We start from the raw sequence: 18139 nt of genomic DNA, 5'->3' as shown, positions 1-18139 counted from the left end.
ACAACGGCGGCCCGCCGACGCCCCCGGACCCGTCCCGGAACGCAAAGCGCCCCCCACGCACCCGCCAGAGCCCACTTACCCTTGCTGCCTTCCGGCCCTGGGGGAGTTGGGTGAGATAGCGCCACGTGAGGGGCTGGGCCCCACCCTAGCCGATCCCGGGACCCGAAATCGACCCGCACCCCTCCCGGTATCCCGCCGGTTCCCTCGCCGGCCCCCAAGATCGGATCGTGTTCGCGAGCACCCCCCAACGTCTTGTATTGTTTGCGGCGGAGGATTCGCCTAGTGGCCTAGGGCGCACGCTTGGAAAGCGTGTTGGGGGCAACCCCTCACGAGTTCGAATCTCGTATCCTCCGCCAGTGCCTCACCGGGCACTTGAAGGCCCCGACCGGGAAACCGGCCGGGGCCTTCTGCGTTTTCGCCTGCTGTGTTTCCGCCTGCTGCGTCTGCGCTTCCTGCGGCCGGTCAGTCCAGGTCGAGGCGGGCGAGTTCGGTGCGCGAGCGGATGCCGAGCTTGGGGTAGGCCTTGTAGAGGTGGTGCTCGACCGTGCGCGGGCTCAGGAAGAGCAGCCCGGCGACCTCGCGGCTGCTGCGGCCCGCGGCCGCGAGCCGGACCACCTGCAGCTCCTGCGGGGTGAGGCGGTCGGCCAGCGCCCCGGCCGTGGGGACGGCCGCGGCGGCCGGCTCCCCGGCGGCACGGAGTTCGGCGCGGGCGCGGCCGGCCCAGGGAGCGGCGTGCAGGCGCTCGAAGACCTCCAGCGCGCCGTGCAGACGGGCCCGGGCCTCCGTCTGGCGCCGGGCGCGCCGCAGCCATTCGCCGTGGACCAGCAGGGTGCGGGCGGCCTCGAAGGGGCGCCCTGCCCCCTCGTGCAGGGCCTCGGCCGCGGTGAAGGCCTCCTCGCGCCCGGTCAACTGCGCCTCGCAGCGCAGCGCGACGGCCCGCGCCCAGGGCTGTCCCCCGGCCTCGGCCCATGACGCGAGGCGCTGCCACGGGAGCCGCGCCCGCTCGGGGGCGCCGAGGCGCACTGCGGCCTCGACCAGGTCGCCCGTCGCCGCCACCAGCGCCGTCATGTAGTGGCCCGGGCGGGTCCACGCCGACTCCAGGCGGACCAGGGCCTCCTCGTAGCGGCCCAGGCCCAGGTCGAGCAGGCCGAGCAGGCAGGCGACCGCGACCCCGCCGTCGACGGTCCCCCCGGCGACCGGCCGGCAGCGCTCCGGGTCCCCCTCTATGGCGGCGATCCGCGCGAGGACCACCTCCAGGCGGCCGATGCGCTGGGGCATGCCGCAGTCCTCGGCCACCGCCCGGGCCTCGGCCACCGACGCCTCCGCGTCGCGGTGCCGGCCCTGGATCACCTGGAGCCGGGCCAGCATCTGCAGCGCCTCCGGAAGTCCCCCCGCGAGCCCGGCCCGGCGCCTGCGGGCCACTTCGGCGGTGACCAGCTCCTCCGTCCGGCCGTCGTCGCCGAGCAGGGCCGCCGCGTAGACCGGGCGCATGCCGGGTCCGCCCTCGGCGGCGGCCGCGGCGAGCGCGGCGAGACCGGCCGGGTGGTCGCCGTCCACCAGCCTGGCCATGCCCCGCACGGTGTCGTCGCCGGGCAGGAGCTCCGCACAGGCGCGCACGGAGCCGGCGTCCCCGGAGAACCAGGCGTACGTCGCCGCGGTGCGCAGCATCGACGCCGACGGGCCGGGACCGGCTTCCGGGGCGCCGGCGACCAGGAGGCGCGCCGCGGCGGCCTGGTCGCCGCGCTCGAACTCCACGGCGGCACGGACCTCGGCAAGGGCCGCCCGGTCCGCCCCGGTGGTGGCGAGCGGGCCGGCCCGTTCGGCCAGGGTGGCGGCCGGGCCCAGGTCCCCGGCGGCCACGGCCGCGGCGGCCGCCCGGCGCAGCAGGCGGCCGCGGTCCGGCAGGGAGGTGGAGAGGTCCGCGGCGCGCTGGTAGAGGTCGCAGGCGAGGGCGGGGGCGGCCCGGTCCAGGGCGCGGTCCGCGGCCCGGGCGACTTCCGCGGCCACGGAGGCGTCGGGTCCGAGGGCTGCCAGCGCCAGGTGGCGGGCGCGGGCATCGCAGTCGGCGGCGAGAGCGGCCAGCTCCCGGTGCACCCGGGTCCGCTGGACGGAGGGGGCGCTCTGGTAGGCGGCGGCGCGGACCAGCGGGTGCCGGAAGGCCGCCCGGGCCCCGTCGACGCGCAACAGCCCCGACCGCTCCGCCGCTTCCAGCGCCCGCGCACCGCTGCCGCCCAGCGCGTCGACGGCGGCCAGTACGCGGGCCAGGTCGCGGCTGCCGTCCGCGGCGGCGGTGAGCAACAGCAGCCGTACGTGGTCGGGCAGTTCGGTGATCCTGTCGCGGAACGAGGCGAGGACGCGGTCGGTGACGCGCCGGCCGCCACCGGGGCCGCAGGCGGGCTCGGCCCGGCCGAACTCCAGGAGTGCCAGCGGGTTTCCGTCCGCGTCCTCCAGGACCTGTTCGCGGCGCGCGGCGGACAGCCGGTACCGCTCCAGCACCCGGGCGGCGGAACGGCGGTCCAGGCGGGGCAGGAAGAGCTCGGGGAGCCCGCGGGCGTCGAAGCCCTCGTCGCGTGCGGCGAAGACGAGCGCCACCGGCTCGGCGGCGATCCGGCGGGCCGCGAACAGCAGGGCGTCCGCGCTGCTGCGGTCCAGCCACTGGGCGTCGTCGACCACGCAGACCACCGGGCCGGATTCGGCGAGCCGGGCGAGCAGGGTGAGCAGCGCGAGTCCGGTCGTGTACCGGTCGGCCGGCCCGGCGGACCCGCCGAGCACGGTGTGCAGCGCCCGTGCCTGCGGGCCGGGCAGTTGCGCGACCTGCTCCTGTAACGGCCACAGCAGCTGGAGCAGGCCGGCGCCGACGAGGTCGCGTTCCGCCTCGCAGCCGGTCACCCGCCGCACCGTCGGCGCCGAGTCGGGCGAAATCCGGTCGAGCAGGGCGGACTTGCCGATGCCCGCTTCCCCGCGCAGGACGAGCGCGCCGCCCCGCCCCTGCCGCGCCGCGTCGAGCAGCGCGTCCAGCGCCGCTTCCTCGGACTGCCGTCCGTAGAGCATGTGCCGCCTCCCCCCGGGCCCCGCTCGCCGCCCGCGCCCTCCCGGCGGATTTACGTAGCCACTGCCAGAAACCTTACTGATCCGCCCGGTGGGGGCCCGGGCCTACGGTCGGCCCCAGACCCGCGGCACCCGCCGCGGCCGCCCCCTCGGGGGCCCTGAGCAAGGAGTCCGACCATGACCGTGCGCGTCCTCGCCCTCGTCGGCAGCCTCCGGGCCGGCTCGCACAACCGCCAGCTGGCCGAGGCGGCCGTCAAGCACGCGCCCGAGCACATCGAGGTCGAGATCCATGGCGGCCTCGCCGACATCCCCTTCTACAGCGAGGACATCGACGTCGAGGGGGCCGTCCCGGCACCGGCGGCGGCCCTGCGGGAGGCGGTGTCCCGGGCGGACGCGCTCCTGCTCGTCTCGCCCGAGTACAACGGCACCATCCCCGCCGTGCTGAAGAACGCGATCGACTGGCTGTCCCGCCCGTACGGGACCGGCGCGATCACCGGCAAGCCGGTCGCCGTCGTCGGCACCGCCTTCGGCAGCTACGGAGGGGTCTGGGCCCAGGACGAGGCCCGCAAGTCCGCGGGCATCGCCGGCGCCGCCGTCCTCGACCAGGCCCGGCTCTCCGTGCCCGGATCCGTGACCCGGTTCGCCGACACCCACCCCGCCGACGACACCGAGGTCGTCACCGGGCTCCTCGACGTCCTCGGCCAGCTGGCCACCAGCGCGAGGGCCTGAGGCACCCGCGCCGCGTCACGCACGAAGGGCCCCGCTGCCAGGCAGCGGGGCCCTTCGCTTTCCGGCCTCAGCGGATCTGCTCCGAGGCCCAGGCGGCCCAGTCGCGGCGCATCGCGTTGAGGCGGAGGCCGTATTCGAGGGCGATCTTGCCGTTCACCGAGAGGGGGTCGTCGCCCCAGTCGATGGAGCCGGACAGGGCGCGCAGGGCTTCGTGTTCGCGCTCCGAGAGCTCCACGATCTCCGTGAGGTAGCCCCGCGCCTGGTCGGGGGTGACCACATTGAGGAAGAAGACCCGCAGCAGGAGGTCGCTGCGGGTGTTGCGGGCCGGCTTGGTCTCGGTCAGCCAGTGGCGCAGTTCGCTCAGCCCCTCCTCGGTGAGGGTGTACTCCTTGCGGCCGCGCGGGCCCTCCGCCGAGACGTCGATCAGACCGGCGGCGGCCAGTTTGGACAGCTCCCCGTACATCTGGCTCTGCGTGGCGGGCCACACGTTGGCCAGGGAGGTCTCGAAGCGCTTCAGCAGGTCGTAGCCGCTGGCGGGGCGCTCTGACAGGAGTCCGAGGAGGGCGTGTCGAAGGCTCATGACCCTCACCTTACCTTCCACTCTTGACATGTCATAGATAGAGGTTCTAATTTCGACATGTCAGAACAGGAACATCGAGCCGGGGGTTCATCCGATGTCGTACGTGCGCACCTTCCTTCCGTGGATCGTCTTCGCCGTGCTCCCCTCCGCCCAGTGGCAGTGGGGCGCGCTGGCCGGGCTCGTCGCGGCGGTCGCGGTGACCGTGCAGCAGCGGCGGGCCGGGGCCGGCTTCGACGCCCTGATCATCGAGATCGGCTCGGCGGTCTTCTTCGCGGCCCTGGCGGCGGTCGCCTTCGCCGATCCGGACTCCGCGGCGCACGCCTACTCGGCCGCCCTCTCCTCGGCCACGCTGGCCCTGATCGCCGGGGTCTCGCTGCTCATCGGCAGGCCGTTCACGCTGGGCATCGCCAAGCGCACCACCCCGCGCGAGCTCTGGGGCGCGAAGCCCTTCGTCCGGATCAACGCCGTCATCACCGCCGTGTGGACCGCCGCCTTCGCCGTCACGGCGGGCGCCCTCGCGGCCCTCGCCCACGCCGGGCAGGGCCACTCGACGGCCGCGACCCTCGTGCAGGCCGCCGGTTTCGTCCTGCCGATGCTCTTCACCGTCCGCTACGTCGCCGCCGCCCGGGCCAAGGCCGCCGCCGCCGGGCGGTGAGCCCCCGGGCGGTGAGCCCCCGACCGGTGAGCCCCCGGCCGGAGCGGCGGCTCAAGGAGCGGTCCCGGTGAGCCGAAGGAGCGGGTAGCCGCTGTCACCGCCGAGAGGGAGTCCCCGTGCGTCCGTTGCTGCGTACCGTCCTGACCGCCGCCCTGCTGCTCGCCGCCCCCGTGGCGGCGGCCCCCGTCGCGCACGCCGGGCCGGCGGTGAGCGCCGACGAGGGCCGGGCCGCCGAGCCGTACGTCGTCACCCTCGCCCCGGGCGCCGATCCCGAACGGGTGATGCGCGAGACCGGGGTCACGGAGCCCCGGCACGTCTACCGCAGCGTGTTCGGGGGGTTCGCCGCCGACCTGGACGCCGCCCAGCTCACGGCGCTGCGGGCGCACCCCGACGTCATCGGCGTCGAGCGGGACGGCCGGGCCGCCGGGGTGCCGGTGGAGCCGACGGGGCCGGTGGGGCCGGTGGAGCCCGGGGCTACAGCCCGTTGGTGAAGAGGAGCCGGTCGGGGCTGGAGGGACCGGTCCGGGAGAGGACGCCCCGGGTGGACCCGGCTTCGAGGAACGCCCGGACCTCGGCCGGCTCCGCCGTCGGGTGCGCCGCCAGGTAGAGGGCGGCGACGCCCGCGACGTGCGGGGAGGCCATGGACGTGCCGTCGTGGGCGACGCTGCTGCCGCCGAGCTTCGCGGAGACGATGTCCTCGCCGGGCGCGTAGAGGGTGACGCAGGCGCCGTGGTTCGAGAAGGGGGACTCCTCGTCCCCCGGGCCGCTCGCCGCGACCGCCACCGCGCCCCGGGCGGAGGCGGGCGAGACCAGGCAGGCGTCCTTCGCGTCGTTGCCCGCCGCGAAGACCGGCAGCACGCCCGCGTCGGCGAGGGCGCTCGCGGCGTCGTTCACGGCCTGCGACGCGTCCCCGCCCAGCGAGCCGTTGAGGACCGCGGGCCGCACCGCGTTGTTCGCGACCCAGTCGAGGCCCGCGATCATCCCCGAGTAGGTGCCGCGGCCGGAGCAGTCGAGGACGCGGACGCTGACCGGGCGGGCCTCGGGGGCGACCCCGTACGTCGCGCCCGCGGCCGTGCCCGCGACGTGCGTGCCGTGTCCGTTGCAGTCCTCGCCCGTGGCTCCGTCGTCCACGGCGTCGAAGCCGGGGACGGCACGGCCGCCGAACTCCGCGTGCCGGTAGTCGATCCCGGTGTCGAGGACGTACACGCTCACCCCCGCGCCCCTGCCCCGGGTGGTGAACTCGCCGTCGAGCGGCAGGTTCCGCTGGTCGATCCGGTCCAGGCCCCAGGAGCGGGCCGGCGTCCGGGTGTCCGGCGCGGCGCCGGGCCGCGGCGGGGACGTGAGCTCGGCGTCCTCCTCGACCGACGTCACGCCCGGGCGCACGCGAACGGTGTCCAGCTGGGCCGGGGTGAGCGGGGCGGCGAAGCCGTTGAGGGCGCTGCCGTAGACGAAGGTCGGCCGCACGCCCAGCTCCCGGGCGGTCCGCGCCGCGTCGACGCCCTCGGCCAGCGTCACGATGTACGTGCCGGGGACCGCGGCGGCCGAGGTACGCAGCGGGGCGGGCGCCGGGGCCGGTTCCGGGGCGGCGTGCGCGGCCGGGGCGGCGAGGGCCGGGGCCAGCGCGAGCAGGGCGGCGAGGGTGACGCGCGCGGACATGCGCATGGCGGGCGGACTCCGATCGGGGCGGGGGAGGCGACGCCCGTACCGAAGCAGTTCGGGGCGGCCGGGCGAAGCGCATCGGATACGTGTCCGTCCCGTTCATCGGGAAAGCGGGGTGCGCTCCCCCAGGTGGGCGTCACCCGGGTGGCCCCGGGGACTCACCCCCGCACCCTCCCGCACCCTCCCGAGCCCTCCCGCGCCCTCCCGCGCCCTGCCCCGAACGACGGGACGGGGAGGGGCGGGGGAAACCCCCGCCGCTCCCCGTTCACCTCCCCGGGCTCAGCTCGTGCCCGCTCCGGCCGCCTCCGGCCGCACCGGCGCCGGGTCCGGGTCCGGGCCCGGGCCCGCCGCCCCCTTGGCGTCCCGCATCAGGACCAGGGCCAGGCAGGCGGCGGCCAGCACGCCCAGGGCCGCCGCGGCGAAGGTGGCCGACATGGCCGAGGTGAAGGCGGACCGGGCCGCGTCGGCCAGCGCCGGGTCGGTCAGCGCGGCGGCCACCGAGTGCCGGGCGGCGTCCGGGGCCCCGGCGGGCATCTCGCCGCCGTAGACCCCGCTGAGCAGGGCCCCGAGGACGGCCACGCCGAGGGCGGCGCCGGTCTGCTGGACGGTGTCGTTGAGCGCGGAGCCGACGCCGGCGTGCTCCTGGGGGACGGCTCCCATCAGGGCGGCGGTGGCGGCGGGCATCGCCAGGCCGCCGCCGAGGCCCATCACGGTCATGGCGGCGCACAGCGGCCAGAAGCTGTCGCCGGCCTCCAGCGTGGCCAGCAGAGCGAAGCCCGCGGCGATGACGGCGAGACCGGCGGCCGTCATGATCCGGTTGCCGACCTTCTTGCCCAGGGTGGCGCCGAGGCCGTTGAAGACCAGCGTGGCGACGGCGAGCGGGGTGAAGGCGAGGCCGGTCTGGGTCGGGGTGTACCCGGCGACGAACTGGAGGTACTGGGTCAGGATCAGCATCAGGCCGCCGTTGGCGAAGGTCAGCAGGACCAGGGAGAAGCTGGAGCCGCTGAACATCCGGTTGCGGAAGAGGCCGAGCGGCACCATCGGGGACCCGGTGCGCAGCTCGTGCAGGACGAAGCCGGCCAGGGCGAGGACCGCGACGGCGGCGTAGACCGTCGGGCCGTCCTTCGGGAAGGCGATGATGGCCCAGATCAGGGCGGTCATGCCGGTGACGGACAAGGCCATGCCGAGGAAGTCGGGCTTGCGCCAGGGGCCCTTGGACTCGGGCATCAGGACCAGCGCGGCGGCGATGGCGAGCAGGGCGATCGGGACGTTCATCAGGAACACGGCGCCCCACCAGAAGTGGGCGATGAGCACGCCGCCCAGCGCCGGGCCGCCGACCATGCCGACGATGGCGACCGCGCCCCAGGCGGAGATGGCCTTGCGGCGCTCCTCCTCGTCGAAGACGGTGATCAGGATCGAGAGGGTGCTCGGCATCACGAGGGCTCCGCCGATGCCCATGACCACGCGTCCGGTGATGAGCTGGCCCGGGGAGTCGGCGTAGGCGGCGAGCAGGGAGGCGATCCCGAAGAGCGCGAGGCCGATGATCATCACCCGGCGGCGGCCGAAGCGGTCGGAGAGGCTGCCCGCGGTGAGGAGGAGTCCGGCGAAGACGAGGATGTAGGACTCGATGATCCACTGGATGTCCTCGGCGCCGGCGCCGAGGTCCTCGGCGATCGGCGGGATCGAGACCGTCAGCACCATGTTGTCGACGACCAGTACGAGCGTGCTCAGGCAGAGCACGATCAGGATGAGCCAGCGGCGCGGGTCGCGCGCCGCCCCGCTCCCGGTGATCCCGTCCAGCGCGTCCATGGCGATCCCTTCCCCTCTTCCGACTGTTGCGTACACCGTTCGCTCGCGATGTGAACAACGTACGCCTCTGCGTACATCGTTCGCAACCCCTGCTGCGGAGCCCCGCGGCACGTGTCGTGGCTAAGCTGCGCGCGTGCCGTCGTACTCGATCGGGCAGGCGGCGAGCCTGCTGTGCGTGAGCCCGGAAACCGTGCGCCGCTGGGCCGAAGCGGGACGGCTGAGCGCGGTCCGCACGCCGGAAGGGGCCCGTGTGGTGGACGGCGCGGCGCTGGCCGCCTTCGCCAAGGAACGGGCCGAGGGCCTGCACCCGGTGCCCGAGGGAGCCGCCGCCACCTCCGTCCGCAATTCCTTCGCGGGCATCGTCACCGCGGTACGGGTCGACGACGTCGCGGCCCAGGTGGAGATCCAGTCGGGCCCGCACCGCATCGTCTCCGTCGTGACTCGCGAATCGGTCGAACAGCTGGGCATCGCCGTCGGGGTCAGCGTCACCGCCCGGGTGAAGTCCACCGAGGTCTGCGTGGACCTCCCCCCGGACGGCTGAAAGCGCCGCCGCCCGCACCCTCGGGGGGCACGGGCGACGGCGCTCGGGCCGGGACGGCGGCCGGGGGGCTCAGCCGCGCGGCCGGGGGGCTCAGCCGCAGTGCAGGGCCGCGTACAGGTCCAGCTTGTGGTCCAGCCGGGACAGGTCACGGCCCGTCAGGGACTCCACCCGCTCGATGCGGTAGTGCACCGTGTTCACGTGCAGGTGGAGGGCCTCCGCCGTGCGGGCCCACGAGCAGTTGTTGGCGAGGAAGACCTCCAGGGTCTCCCGCAGCATCCCGTCGCCCAGCGCGCCCAGCGTCCGCGCGCCGAAGACGCCGCGCACCTCCGGCGGCACCCCGGACAGCAGTTCCGCGAGGGTGTCCAGCTGCTCGACGGCCCGTACGGGGGTCTCCCCGCCCGCCGCCGTCAGCGTGAACAGGGCCTGGTTCAGGGAGGCCCGCAGCCCCTCCGGCCCCGCCGCCCGCGCGCCCGCGCCGAGGCGGAGGTCCGCCTCCGGGCCCCCGCACGCCTGGAGCAGCGGCCACACCGCGCGCAGCTCGGCGGCCACGTCGAGCCCCGCGCGCGGGTCCTCGTACAGGACGGCGGCGGACTCCCCGGCGGCCCACGGGATCCCCTCCAGGTGGCCCAGCGCCTCGGCCAGGGCCTCCCCGGAGGTGGCGGCGAGCACCCGGTAGGGGCCGCCGGCCGGCAGTCCGGCCGCGCCCAGCGCCTCCTCCAGGGCCGCCGGGTCGGCGTCCCCGTGCAGGAGGGCGATCAGCTCCTGCCCGGCGGCGCGCGCGGCGGCGGCCCGGCGGGCGTGCCCGTCGCGGTACTGGGCGAGGACCTCGGCGATCTCGTGGAGCACCCGCGGGGGCGCGGCGCCCTCGTCGGGCAGGTGGAGCTGCCAGGCGTCGTACGGGGAGCTCTCCGACTCGATGCGCAGCGAGAGCCCGTCCCGCGCGGCGGCCGCCCGCTGGGCGGGGATGGCCGGCGCGGAGGGGGTGCGGGCGATGGTGCGCCCGCTCGCGGTCAGCACGTAGCAGGGCACCTTGCCCAGGTGGGCGCAGGCCCGGTCGAGGAGTTCGGCGGGTCCGGCCCCGGCCTCAAGCAGGCGGCTGAGTTCGCCGCGGACGTTCTCGGGGAGGGCGAACGTCCGGGTCGGACGGCGGCTGAGGTCGCCCCACTGGCGCAGGTAGACGGCCTCGGTGACGGCCCGGAAGCTGGTCTGCGCCGGGACGGCCACGAGCGGCAGCCGGTGGGCCCGGCAGGCGCTGACGAGCTCGTCGGGGACGCGCCCGTGCGTCTCCTCTCCGGCGAGGAGGGCGGTGGCGCCGGCGCCGGCGAGGGCGGAGACGAAACGGTCCACCTTCTTCAGGTCGCCCTCCGACCACCACACGAGCCCGCTCAGCACCAGCTCCCCGGGGCCCAGGAAACGGCCCGGGTCCTCCAGGTCGGTGGCGGTGACCCCGCTGACCTCCTGGCCGAGAAGAGCTTCCTCACCCCAGAGCAGCGTGAGGCCGAGATTGTCGGACTGGAGCAGATCGAGGACGTGCATGGCAGGGACTCCTTGCGGTGGTGGTGACCCACATTCGCCAGGTGAATACGAGAAAGGTCATCGTAAATGCAAGGTGATGTCCTGCATACGGCTCTTGGTTGATTATCCAGGGCGAACTGCCCGAACCCGCCGGGTTTCCGTGGCCGGAACCAGTCGTTTCGTCCCCCGCCCCGTTGCTTCACTGAGGCGAACGCCGGATCACAGAGAGGCTGGTGGCGCGAAATGGACCTCAATACGGTGCTCGACGTGCGCGACGCGCGCCGCCGCGAGCCCTGGCGCCCCGGCGACGCCTGGCTCGGCGGCGGCACGTACCTCTTCTCCGAGCCCCAGCCGCACGTCCGCCGTCTCGTCGACCTCTCCCGGATGGGCTGGCCGCCGCTGTCCTGGCAGCCCGACGGCTCCCTCGACATCGCCGCCACCTGCACCATCACCGAACTGTCCCGCTTCGGCCGGTCCCTGCCCGCGACCGCCGCACCGCTGATCGAGCAGTGCTGCCGGGCCTTCCTCGCCAGCTTCAAGATCTGGAACATGGCCACCGTCGGGGGGAACCTCTGCAACGGCCTCCCGGCCGGCCCGGTCATCTCGCTGGGCGCGGGCCTCGACGCCACCGTCCTGCTCCAGGGCCAGGACGGCGCCATCCGCCGCGTGGCCGTCACCGACTTCATCCGCGGCGCCGGGGTCAAGGACCTACGCGAGGGCGAACTGCTGCGCTCCGTACGCCTCCCGGCCCGCGCCCTGACCTGCCGCACGGCCTTCCGGCAGGCCTCCCTCTACGGCCTCGGCCGCTCCGGCGCCCTGGTCATCGGCACCCGTGACCCCCAGGACGGCTCCCTCGCCGTCACCGTCTCCGCCGCGACGACCCGCCCGTTCCGCTTCTGGTTCACGCTGCCGCCCACCGCGCACGAACTGCGCGGGGCGATCGACTCCGCCGTCCGGCCCGGCGAGTGGTTCGACGACATCCACGGACTGCCCGACTGGCGGCGGCACATGGCCCTGCGCCTGGCCGAGGAGATCCGCCGCGAACTCTGCCCCTCGGAGGCACCGCGATGAGCTACGAGATCGAGATCAACCAGCGGCGGTTCGAGGAGGAGCCGCGCGCCGGCCAGTGCCTGCGCACCTATCTGCGCGAGCGCGGCTGGTTCGGCGTGAAGAAGGGCTGCGACCAGGGCGACTGCGGGGCCTGCACCGTCCACGTCGACGGGCAGCCGGTGCACAGCTGCCTCTACCCGGCCGTCCGCGCCGGGGGCCGCGCCGTCACCACCGTCGAGGGCCTCGCCCGGCCCGGCGGCGAACTCCACCCGGCGCAGCAGCAGTTCCTGGACGCCCAGGGCTTCCAGTGCGGCTTCTGCACCGCCGGCTTCCTGATGACCACCGCGGCCCTCCAGGCCGAGGCGGGCACCGCCCACGACGACGGCAAGCTCCAGGACCTCCCGCGCGCCTTCAAGGGCAACATCTGCCGCTGTACGGGCTACCGCGCCATCGAGGACGCCGTCCGCGGGGTCAGGCACACCGAACGCCCCGAGGCCGGGCAGGCCGTCGGCAAGTCCCTCGGCGCCCCGGCCGGGCCCCTCGTCGTCACCGGCACCGCCCGCTACACCTTCGACGTCGAGGTGCCGGGGCTGCTCCACATGAAGCTGCTGCGCTCCCCGCACCCCCACGCCCGGATCGTCGGCATCGACATCCGCGACGCCCTGCGGGTCCCCGGCGTGCACGCGGTCCTCACCCACCACGACGCCCCCGACCGGCTGTACTCCTCCGCCCGGCACGAGCACCCCACCGAGGACCCGATGGACACCCGTGTCCTGGACGACGTGGTCCGCTTCGTCGGCCAGCGCGTGGCGGCCGTCGTCGCCGACAGCGAGCAGGCGGCCGAGGAGGGCTGCCGCCGCGTGGTCGTCACGTACGAGGAACTCCCGTACGTGATCGACCCGGAGGAGGCGATGCTCCCGGGCGCCCCCGTCCTCCACCCCAAGGGCCGCGAGTCGGGGATCGCCCGCGCCGGGAACAACGTGTGCGGCGAGGTCCACCGGACGATCGGCGACATGGAGAAGGGCTACGCACAGGCGGACGTCGTCCACGAGGAGACCTTCCGGACGCAGCGCGTGCAGCACGCCAGCCTGGAGACCCACGGCAGCGTCGCCTACTTCGAGCCCAAGGAGGACGGCGACGGCGAGCGCATCACCGTCCGCTCCTCCACCCAGGCGCCGTCCCTGACCCGGCGGGCGCTGTGCGCGCTCTACGACCTGAACGAGGACGAGGTCCGCGTCGTCGCGGGCCGGGTGGGCGGCGGGTTCGGCGGCAAGCAGGAGATGCTCACCGAGGACATCGTGGTCCTCGCCGCCCTGAAGCTGCGCCGGCCGGTGAAGCTCGAATTCACCCGGGCCGAGCAGTTCTACGGTGCCACCACCCGCCACCCCTTCAAGATCACCGTCAAGATCGGCGCCAAGGCCGACGGGACCCTCACGGCCCTGCGCATCCGCGTGGTCTCCAACACCGGCGCCTACGGCAACCACGGCCCGGCCGTCATGTTCCACAGCGTGGGCGAGTCCTTCGCCGTCTATAAGGCGCCGAACAAGGAGGTGGAGGCGTACTCCGTCTACACCAACGGCGTGCCGGCGGGCGCCTTCCGCGGCTACGGACTGGGCCAGGTCCTCTTCGCCCTCGAATCGGTGATGGACGAGCTCGCCATCCGGCTCGGCATGGACCCGCTCGTCCTGCGCGAGAAGAACGTCATCGGCGCGGGCGACCCCCTGGTGACCCCGATCGGCCACGAGGAGGACCTGTTCATCGCCTCGTACGGGATGAAGCAGTGCATGGACGTGGTGCGCCGGGCCATAGCCGAGGACCGCAGCCACGAGGACGTGCCGGAGGGCTGGCTCACCGGGACGGGCTCGGCGGTCGCGATGATCGCGACCGGCCCGCCGGGCGGCCACTTCGCCGACGCCCGCGTCGGCCTGCTGCGCGACGGCACGTACGACATCGCGGTCGGCACGGCCGAGTTCGGCAACGGCACCACCACCGTCCACCAGCAGATCACCGCGGGCGCGCTGAACACGACGGTGGACCGGATCACCGTCCGCCAGTCCGACACGGACGTCGTCCGCCACGACACCGGCGCGTTCGGCTCGGCCGGCACGGTGGTGGCGGGCAAGGCCGTGCTGCTGGCGGCGAACTCGCTCGCGGAGCGCCTGCGGACCTTCGCGGCCCGGTACACGGGCGTGGCCCGGCACCTGTGCCGCCTGGACGCAGAGGCCTTCGACTGCGCGGGCCGGACCGTCACCCTCAAGGAGCTGTACGAGGCCGCGTACGAGACGGGCGGGCTGGAGGAACTGGCGGCGGACGGCCACTGGAGCGGCTCCCCCCGCTCGGTGGCCTTCAACGCCCAGTGGTTCCGGCTGGCGGTGGACCCGGACACCGGCGAGATGAAGATCCTGCGCAGCGTCCACGCGGCGGACGCCGGCAAGGTCATGAACCCGATGCAGTGCCGGGGCCAGGTCGAGGGCGGCGTCGCCCAGGCCCTCGGGGCGACCCTCTTCGAGACGGTACGGGTGGACGAGCGCGGGGAGGTCACCACGGCCGCCTTCCGCCGCTACCGCCTGCCGCAGTACGCGGACGTGCCGCGCACGGAGGTGCACTTCATGGAGACCTCGGACGCGATCGGGCCGCTCGGCGCCAAGTCCATGTCCGAGAGCCCCTTCAACCCGGTGGGCCCGGCCTTCGCGAACGCCCTGCGGGACGCGACGGGCATCCGCTTCACCGAAATGCCGCTGACGCGCGATGTGGTCTGGCAGAAAATCGCCCGGAAGACGCAAGGTGAAACCCACACATGACGGCACGGCTGCGGCCCGCGCCGCGCCGGCCCGCCGCTACTTCTCGGTCAAGCCACCGCGCGCGGCGGCGGAGGATCCGGCGCCCGCCCGGACGGCGTCGGCCAGCCGCTGAGCGGTGGCGTTGTCCGGACCGGCCAGGCGCGTGCGGGTGAGGGCGAAGGACAGCCCCCGCGCGCGGTCGGCGAAGGCGAGGGAACCGCCGCTGCCGTGGTGCCCGAAGGCGGACGGCTCCCCGCCCATCGGCGGCATGCCGAGGAAGTAGCCGAGCCCCTTGGCGTGCCGCCGCAGCAGCATCCGGTCCCGGCCCTCCACCGCCACCGCGGCGGCCGCCTCGACGCCCGCCGCGGAGAGCAGCCGTACGCCGTCCACCTCGCCCAGCAGCGCCGCGTACATCCGGGCGGCGGCGCGGGCGGTCAGCGTCGCGCAGGCGGGCAGGTCGGCCCGCAGGTAGCCGGGCCGGTTGGCGAGGGAAGCGGTGGTCCACAAGCCCCGGTTGGGGGCGACGAGCCGGGTGAAGGGGGCCCCGTACGGGAGCCCGGCCAGGTACGCCTCCCAGCCGCCCTCCACCAGCGGCGCGACCCGGGGCAGTTCGGACTCCGGCAGCCCGAAGTACAGCTCGTCGGCGATCCCGAGGGGCTCGGAGACGTACGTGCGCAGCGCCTGTCCGGGGGTGAGCCCGGTGACCCGGCGCACCGTCTCCCCGAGCACCCAGCCGTACGTCCAGCCGTGGTAGCCGCTGGCGGTCCCCGGCTCCCACAGCGGGCGCGCCGAGGCGACGACCCCGCACATCGTGTCCCAGTCGCACAGCTCGGCGCGGGTCAGGCCGCGCGGCAGGTGCGGGATCCCGGCGGTGTGGGTGAGGGCGTGCCGGACGGTGACGCCCGCCTTGCCGTGCGCCCCGAACTCCGGCCAGTAGCGGGCGACGGGGGCCTCACAGTCGAGCAGCCCGCGCTCCGCGAGCACGTGCACCAGGGTCGCCGTGGCGCCCTTGCCGACGGAGAAGGAGTGGATCAGCGTCCCGGACCCGGGGACGCCCGCGTACGCCTCGGCCACCGGGCGGCCGCGCCGGTAGACGGCCACCTGGAGCCCGGACTCGGCGCCGGACGCGACGAGCCCGTCGAGCATGCACTGGAGATCCACGCGCCCCGCCTTCACCACCGCACGCCGGTATCACAGAAAGTCATGATCACTCTACCGTCGGCTACACACAGCAGATCGCCAGAAAGACGGACGAACCATGCGAACGATGCGAACCATGACGAAGACCCTCGGCGCGTGCGGGGCGGCGGCGGTACTGGCCCTCGCGGCCCCGGGCACGGCGCAGGCGGCGAACGGCGTCCTGATCATCGACGGCGCCGCGCACCACAACCCCTCGGGCTGCTACGCCCTGGGCGACTTCGCCCCGCCGAGGATCGCGAACCTCACCGACGAGGTGGCCTCGGTGTGGTCGGGCCCGCTCTGCGACGGACGCGTGACGCAGCTGGTCGGCCCCGGCCGGACCGCCATCGGCCTCGGGCGGAGCGTGTACGTGCCCTGATCGTGCACGTGCCCTGACCGTGAACGGGCCCTGCCCGAGGACGGGCCCTGATCAGGCGGCCTGGAGCGAGACCTCGGTCGCCTTGATCAGCGCGACGACGGAGGAACCGGCGGCCAGGCCGAGGGCCTGAACGGCGTCGGCGGTGATCGCGGCGGTCAGGCCGCCGCCGTTCACGTCGACCTTCACGGAGGCCATGGCCGGCCCGGTGGCGACCTCGACGACCGTCCCGGCGATCTGGTTGCGGATGGAGAGCCCCTCGACGGACCCGGTCGCCAGGGCCACCTCGGTGGCCTTGACCAGCGCCTTCACGGAGGACCCGACGGCCAGGCCGAGCTCCTTGACGGCTTCGGCGGTGATGGCGGCGGTGAGGTCCTGACCGCCCTCCAGGCGGACCTTGACCGTCGCCATCGCCTCGCCGACGGTGACGGCGGTGACGGTTCCGGCGATCTGGTTGCGGATGCTCAGGCTCATGGGTGCTTCGACCTCTTACGTAGACACGTCGCGCGGCCCGGCAGGAACCGGACGGGATCGACGCTATGCGCCCGGGGGCTGACGCGTGTTCAGCCCCTCGCATCCGCGAACCAGAACCACCCGCCCGGCTCGTTCCTGCGGTTGTCGCAGGTCAGAGGGGGGTCATTGGCCCTGTCGGCCAGGCGGGCGGGGCCGGTCAGCCGAAGGTCGGCATCTCTCCGGCCGTGGTCGACATGTCGATGACCGCGAACGCCGCGCCCTGCGGGTCCGTGAGCGCCGCGAAGCGGCCGAAGGGGCTGTCCACCGGCCCGAAGTGCAGCGCCCCGCCCCGGGCCTTGGTCTTCTGGACGGCCTCGTCGCAATCCGGGACGCCGAAGTAGACCTGGACGTAGGACGGGATCTCCGGCGGGAACTCGTCGCCCATCTTCATCCGGCCGAGCACCGGGTTCCCCTTGCCGCCCACGCTGAAGATCTTGAAGTCCATGGCGGCCGCCTCGGAGTCCTCGCACTCCTCACCGGCGTCCATCTGCTGGGCCTCGTACGGGAAGACCTGCGTCAGGAACGCGTCCGTCTTCTCCGGCTCCCGGCTGAAGACCTCGGCCCAGGCGTACGCCCCCGCCTCGCCGACCTTCTCGAAGCCCTTGTGCTCGCCCGGCTGCCAGACGCCGAAGACCGCGCCGCCGGGCTCCCTGGCGATGGCCATCGTGCCGAACGTGCCGACCTGCATCGGCTCCATCACCACTTCGCCGCCCGCCGACCGGATCTTCTCCGTGGTGGCCGCGGCGTCCGGCGAGGCGAAGTACAGACACCACTGGGAGGCGGCCTCGGCTCCCGGCATGGGCGGGACGACGGCCGCTACCGCCTTCCCTCCCGCATAGGCCTGCGTGTAGTTGCCGTACTCACTGCTGGCCTCGGAGAAGGTCCAGCCCAGTACGTCGGCGTAGAACTCCTTGGCCCCCTCCAGATCGGTGAACATCGCGTCCACCCAGCACGGGGCGCCTTCCGGAAAATCGGACATGGTCGATCGACTCCTGTGTCGTACGTCGTCCCCAGCACATCCACTGCCTGTCGCCTCCACGCTAGGCGGGGGGTCTGACAATCGCGCGCCGACCGCGCGCGGGCGGCCGGGGCGGGGGAGGCTGGAGGCATGGACGACATCACCATCCGGCTCGCGCAGGAGCCCGAAGCCGACGCCCTGCTTTCACGCAGCCCGCTCGCCGCGCTCGTCGGGATGCTGCTCGACCAGCAGGTGCCGATGGAGTGGGCGTTCGCCGGGCCCCACACGATCGCGCGGCGGCTCGGCGCCGACGACCTCGACGCGCACGCCATCGCCGCCGCCGATCCGGACGCCTTCGCCGAGCTGCTGTCGCGCAAGCCGGCCGTGCACCGGTACCCGGGCTCCATGGCGAAGCGGATCCAGCAGCTGTGCGCGTACCTCGTCGAGCACTACGACGGGGACGCGGCCGCGGTCTGGCGGGACGCGGCGAGCGGCGCCGAGCTGCTGGAGCGGCTCAAGGCGCTGCCGGGGTTCGGGGAGCAGAAGGCGAAGATCTTCCTCGCGCTGCTGGGCAAGCGGCTGGGCGTCCGGCCGAAGGGCTGGCGGGAGGCCGCCGGGGACTACGGCCCGGCGAACGTGTACCGCTCGGCGGCGGACATCACGGGGCCCGAGTCGCTGGCGAAGGTCAGGGAGTACAAGCAGGCGAAGAAGGCGGCCGCCAAGCAGGGCCCGTAGTGGAGGCCCCGC

The 18139-nt window shown here is 74.4% G+C and carries 16 protein-coding genes, 1 tRNA gene and 1 other RNA gene; 9 read left to right on the top strand and 9 right to left on the bottom strand.

The features are described from left to right. Positions 1 to 39: 39 nt before the first annotated feature. Positions 40 to 138, bottom strand: an RNA gene (gene ffs / locus ACFYYT_RS27635) — signal recognition particle sRNA small type. 130 nt (positions 139 to 268) lie between these two features. Between ffs and ACFYYT_RS27630 the strand changes: the two genes are divergently transcribed. After that, positions 269 to 356: transfer RNA gene (locus ACFYYT_RS27630), tRNA-Ser, on the top strand. A 106-nt stretch (positions 357 to 462) separates the two neighbouring features. On the opposite strand, the gene ACFYYT_RS27625 is transcribed toward ACFYYT_RS27630, so the two are convergent. Then, positions 463 to 3051: an AAA family ATPase gene (locus ACFYYT_RS27625; protein WP_351825939.1), complete on the bottom strand. Its 2589-nt coding sequence runs from the start codon at positions 3049 to 3051 to the stop codon at positions 463 to 465. 174 nt (positions 3052 to 3225) lie between these two features. Between ACFYYT_RS27625 and ACFYYT_RS27620 the strand changes: the two genes are divergently transcribed. Then, entirely contained in the window at positions 3226 to 3777 is a 552-nt protein-coding gene (locus tag ACFYYT_RS27620; protein ID WP_351825940.1) for an NADPH-dependent FMN reductase, read from the top strand. Positions 3778 to 3844: 67 nt separating this feature from the next. Here ACFYYT_RS27620 and ACFYYT_RS27615 read toward each other — a convergent pair whose 3' ends face one another. Continuing rightward, positions 3845 to 4357 carry a PadR family transcriptional regulator gene (locus tag ACFYYT_RS27615; RefSeq protein ID WP_351825941.1) on the bottom strand — a complete coding sequence of 171 codons (513 nt, stop codon included), beginning with the start codon at positions 4355 to 4357 and terminating at the stop codon, positions 3845 to 3847. Positions 4358 to 4451: 94 nt separating this feature from the next. Between ACFYYT_RS27615 and ACFYYT_RS27610 the strand changes: the two genes are divergently transcribed. Together ACFYYT_RS27610 and ACFYYT_RS27605 are read left to right on the top strand one after the other, a co-directional pair. Continuing rightward, complete coding sequence (locus ACFYYT_RS27610; RefSeq protein WP_351825942.1) at positions 4452 to 5012, top strand: hypothetical protein; 561 nt, start codon at positions 4452 to 4454, stop codon at positions 5010 to 5012. Positions 5013 to 5128: 116 nt separating this feature from the next. Continuing rightward, a complete protein-coding gene (locus ACFYYT_RS27605) occupies positions 5129 to 5503 on the top strand; it encodes a protease inhibitor I9 family protein (protein WP_351825943.1) in 375 nt (124 codons plus the stop codon). Here ACFYYT_RS27605 and ACFYYT_RS27600 read toward each other — a convergent pair. Together ACFYYT_RS27600 and ACFYYT_RS27595 are read right to left on the bottom strand one after the other, a co-directional pair. Next, on the bottom strand, positions 5487 to 6674 hold the full coding sequence (locus ACFYYT_RS27600; protein ID WP_351825944.1) for a S8 family peptidase: 1188 nt from the start codon (positions 6672 to 6674) through the stop codon (positions 5487 to 5489). The genes ACFYYT_RS27605 and ACFYYT_RS27600 overlap by 17 nt on opposite strands. Before the next feature lie 276 nt (positions 6675 to 6950). Continuing rightward, entirely contained in the window at positions 6951 to 8480 is a 1530-nt protein-coding gene (locus tag ACFYYT_RS27595; RefSeq protein WP_351825945.1) for an MFS transporter, read from the bottom strand. Between the two features lie 133 nt (positions 8481 to 8613). Here ACFYYT_RS27595 and ACFYYT_RS27590 point away from each other — a divergent pair, with 133 nt between their 5' ends. Further along, a complete protein-coding gene (locus ACFYYT_RS27590; RefSeq protein ID WP_351825946.1) occupies positions 8614 to 9021 on the top strand; it encodes a helix-turn-helix transcriptional regulator in 408 nt (135 codons plus the stop codon). Positions 9022 to 9111: 90 nt separating this feature from the next. Here ACFYYT_RS27590 and ACFYYT_RS27585 read toward each other — a convergent pair whose 3' ends face one another. Then, a complete protein-coding gene (locus ACFYYT_RS27585; protein ID WP_351825947.1) occupies positions 9112 to 10557 on the bottom strand; it encodes a helix-turn-helix domain-containing protein in 1446 nt (481 codons plus the stop codon). A 222-nt stretch (positions 10558 to 10779) separates the two neighbouring features. Here ACFYYT_RS27585 and ACFYYT_RS27580 point away from each other — a divergent pair, with 222 nt between their 5' ends. Next, complete coding sequence (locus ACFYYT_RS27580) at positions 10780 to 11607, top strand: FAD binding domain-containing protein (protein WP_351825948.1); 828 nt, start codon at positions 10780 to 10782, stop codon at positions 11605 to 11607. Further along, positions 11604 to 14387 (top strand): molybdopterin-dependent oxidoreductase, encoded by a 2784-nt coding sequence (locus tag ACFYYT_RS27575; RefSeq protein ID WP_351825949.1) that lies wholly within the window; start codon positions 11604 to 11606, stop codon positions 14385 to 14387. Before ACFYYT_RS27580 ends, ACFYYT_RS27575 begins: the two co-directional genes overlap by 4 nt. Before the next feature lie 36 nt (positions 14388 to 14423). On the opposite strand, the gene ACFYYT_RS27570 is transcribed toward ACFYYT_RS27575, so the two are convergent. Next, positions 14424 to 15527 carry a serine hydrolase domain-containing protein gene (locus tag ACFYYT_RS27570; RefSeq protein WP_351825950.1) on the bottom strand — a complete coding sequence of 368 codons (1104 nt, stop codon included), beginning with the start codon at positions 15525 to 15527 and terminating at the stop codon, positions 14424 to 14426. A gap of 115 nt (positions 15528 to 15642) precedes the next feature. Between ACFYYT_RS27570 and ACFYYT_RS27565 the strand changes: the two genes are divergently transcribed. Then, the gene (locus ACFYYT_RS27565; RefSeq protein ID WP_351825951.1) at positions 15643 to 15924 is read left to right on the top strand and encodes a hypothetical protein; all 282 of its coding nucleotides are present in this window, start codon (positions 15643 to 15645) and stop codon (positions 15922 to 15924) included. A gap of 51 nt (positions 15925 to 15975) precedes the next feature. Here ACFYYT_RS27565 and ACFYYT_RS27560 read toward each other — a convergent pair whose 3' ends face one another. Both ACFYYT_RS27560 and ACFYYT_RS27555 read right to left on the bottom strand, forming a co-directional pair. Next, positions 15976 to 16395: a TOBE domain-containing protein gene (locus tag ACFYYT_RS27560; protein ID WP_351825952.1), complete on the bottom strand. Its 420-nt coding sequence runs from the start codon at positions 16393 to 16395 to the stop codon at positions 15976 to 15978. A gap of 196 nt (positions 16396 to 16591) precedes the next feature. Further along, complete coding sequence (locus ACFYYT_RS27555) at positions 16592 to 17413, bottom strand: VOC family protein (RefSeq protein WP_351825953.1); 822 nt, start codon at positions 17411 to 17413, stop codon at positions 16592 to 16594. 129 nt (positions 17414 to 17542) lie between these two features. Between ACFYYT_RS27555 and ACFYYT_RS27550 the strand changes: the two genes are divergently transcribed. Then, entirely contained in the window at positions 17543 to 18127 is a 585-nt protein-coding gene (locus tag ACFYYT_RS27550; RefSeq protein WP_351825954.1) for an HhH-GPD-type base excision DNA repair protein, read from the top strand. The last annotated feature ends 12 nt before the right edge of the window (positions 18128 to 18139 follow it).

It is taken from the genome of Streptomyces sp. NPDC002032 (assembly GCF_042890765.1).
In the GTDB taxonomy this organism is placed as follows: domain Bacteria; phylum Actinomycetota; class Actinomycetes; order Streptomycetales; family Streptomycetaceae; genus Streptomyces.
This window is presented reverse-complemented; position numbering and strand designations above follow the sequence as displayed.

What these genes read in the sequence shown, in the direction of transcription:
- ACFYYT_RS27550 (WP_351825954.1), top strand. Translation starts at nt 17,543, where the DNA reads ATGGACGACATCACCATCCGGCTCGCGCAGGAGCCCGAAGCCGACGCC.
- ACFYYT_RS27610 (WP_351825942.1), top strand. Translation starts at nt 4,452, where the DNA reads ATGTCGTACGTGCGCACCTTCCTTCCGTGGATCGTCTTCGCCGTGCTC.
- ACFYYT_RS27555 (WP_351825953.1), bottom strand. Translation starts at nt 17,413, where the DNA reads ATGTCCGATTTTCCGGAAGGCGCCCCGTGCTGGGTGGACGCGATGTTC.
- ACFYYT_RS27565 (WP_351825951.1), top strand. Translation starts at nt 15,643, where the DNA reads ATGACGAAGACCCTCGGCGCGTGCGGGGCGGCGGCGGTACTGGCCCTC.
- ACFYYT_RS27585 (WP_351825947.1), bottom strand. Translation starts at nt 10,557, where the DNA reads ATGCACGTCCTCGATCTGCTCCAGTCCGACAATCTCGGCCTCACGCTG.
- ACFYYT_RS27615 (WP_351825941.1), bottom strand. Translation starts at nt 4,357, where the DNA reads ATGAGCCTTCGACACGCCCTCCTCGGACTCCTGTCAGAGCGCCCCGCC.
- ACFYYT_RS27625 (WP_351825939.1), bottom strand. Translation starts at nt 3,051, where the DNA reads ATGCTCTACGGACGGCAGTCCGAGGAAGCGGCGCTGGACGCGCTGCTC.
- ACFYYT_RS27595 (WP_351825945.1), bottom strand. Translation starts at nt 8,480, where the DNA reads ATGGACGCGCTGGACGGGATCACCGGGAGCGGGGCGGCGCGCGACCCG.
- ACFYYT_RS27560 (WP_351825952.1), bottom strand. Translation starts at nt 16,395, where the DNA reads ATGAGCCTGAGCATCCGCAACCAGATCGCCGGAACCGTCACCGCCGTC.
- ACFYYT_RS27575 (WP_351825949.1), top strand. Translation starts at nt 11,604, where the DNA reads ATGAGCTACGAGATCGAGATCAACCAGCGGCGGTTCGAGGAGGAGCCG.
- ACFYYT_RS27580 (WP_351825948.1), top strand. Translation starts at nt 10,780, where the DNA reads ATGGACCTCAATACGGTGCTCGACGTGCGCGACGCGCGCCGCCGCGAG.
- ACFYYT_RS27600 (WP_351825944.1), bottom strand. Translation starts at nt 6,674, where the DNA reads ATGCGCATGTCCGCGCGCGTCACCCTCGCCGCCCTGCTCGCGCTGGCC.
- ACFYYT_RS27620 (WP_351825940.1), top strand. Translation starts at nt 3,226, where the DNA reads ATGACCGTGCGCGTCCTCGCCCTCGTCGGCAGCCTCCGGGCCGGCTCG.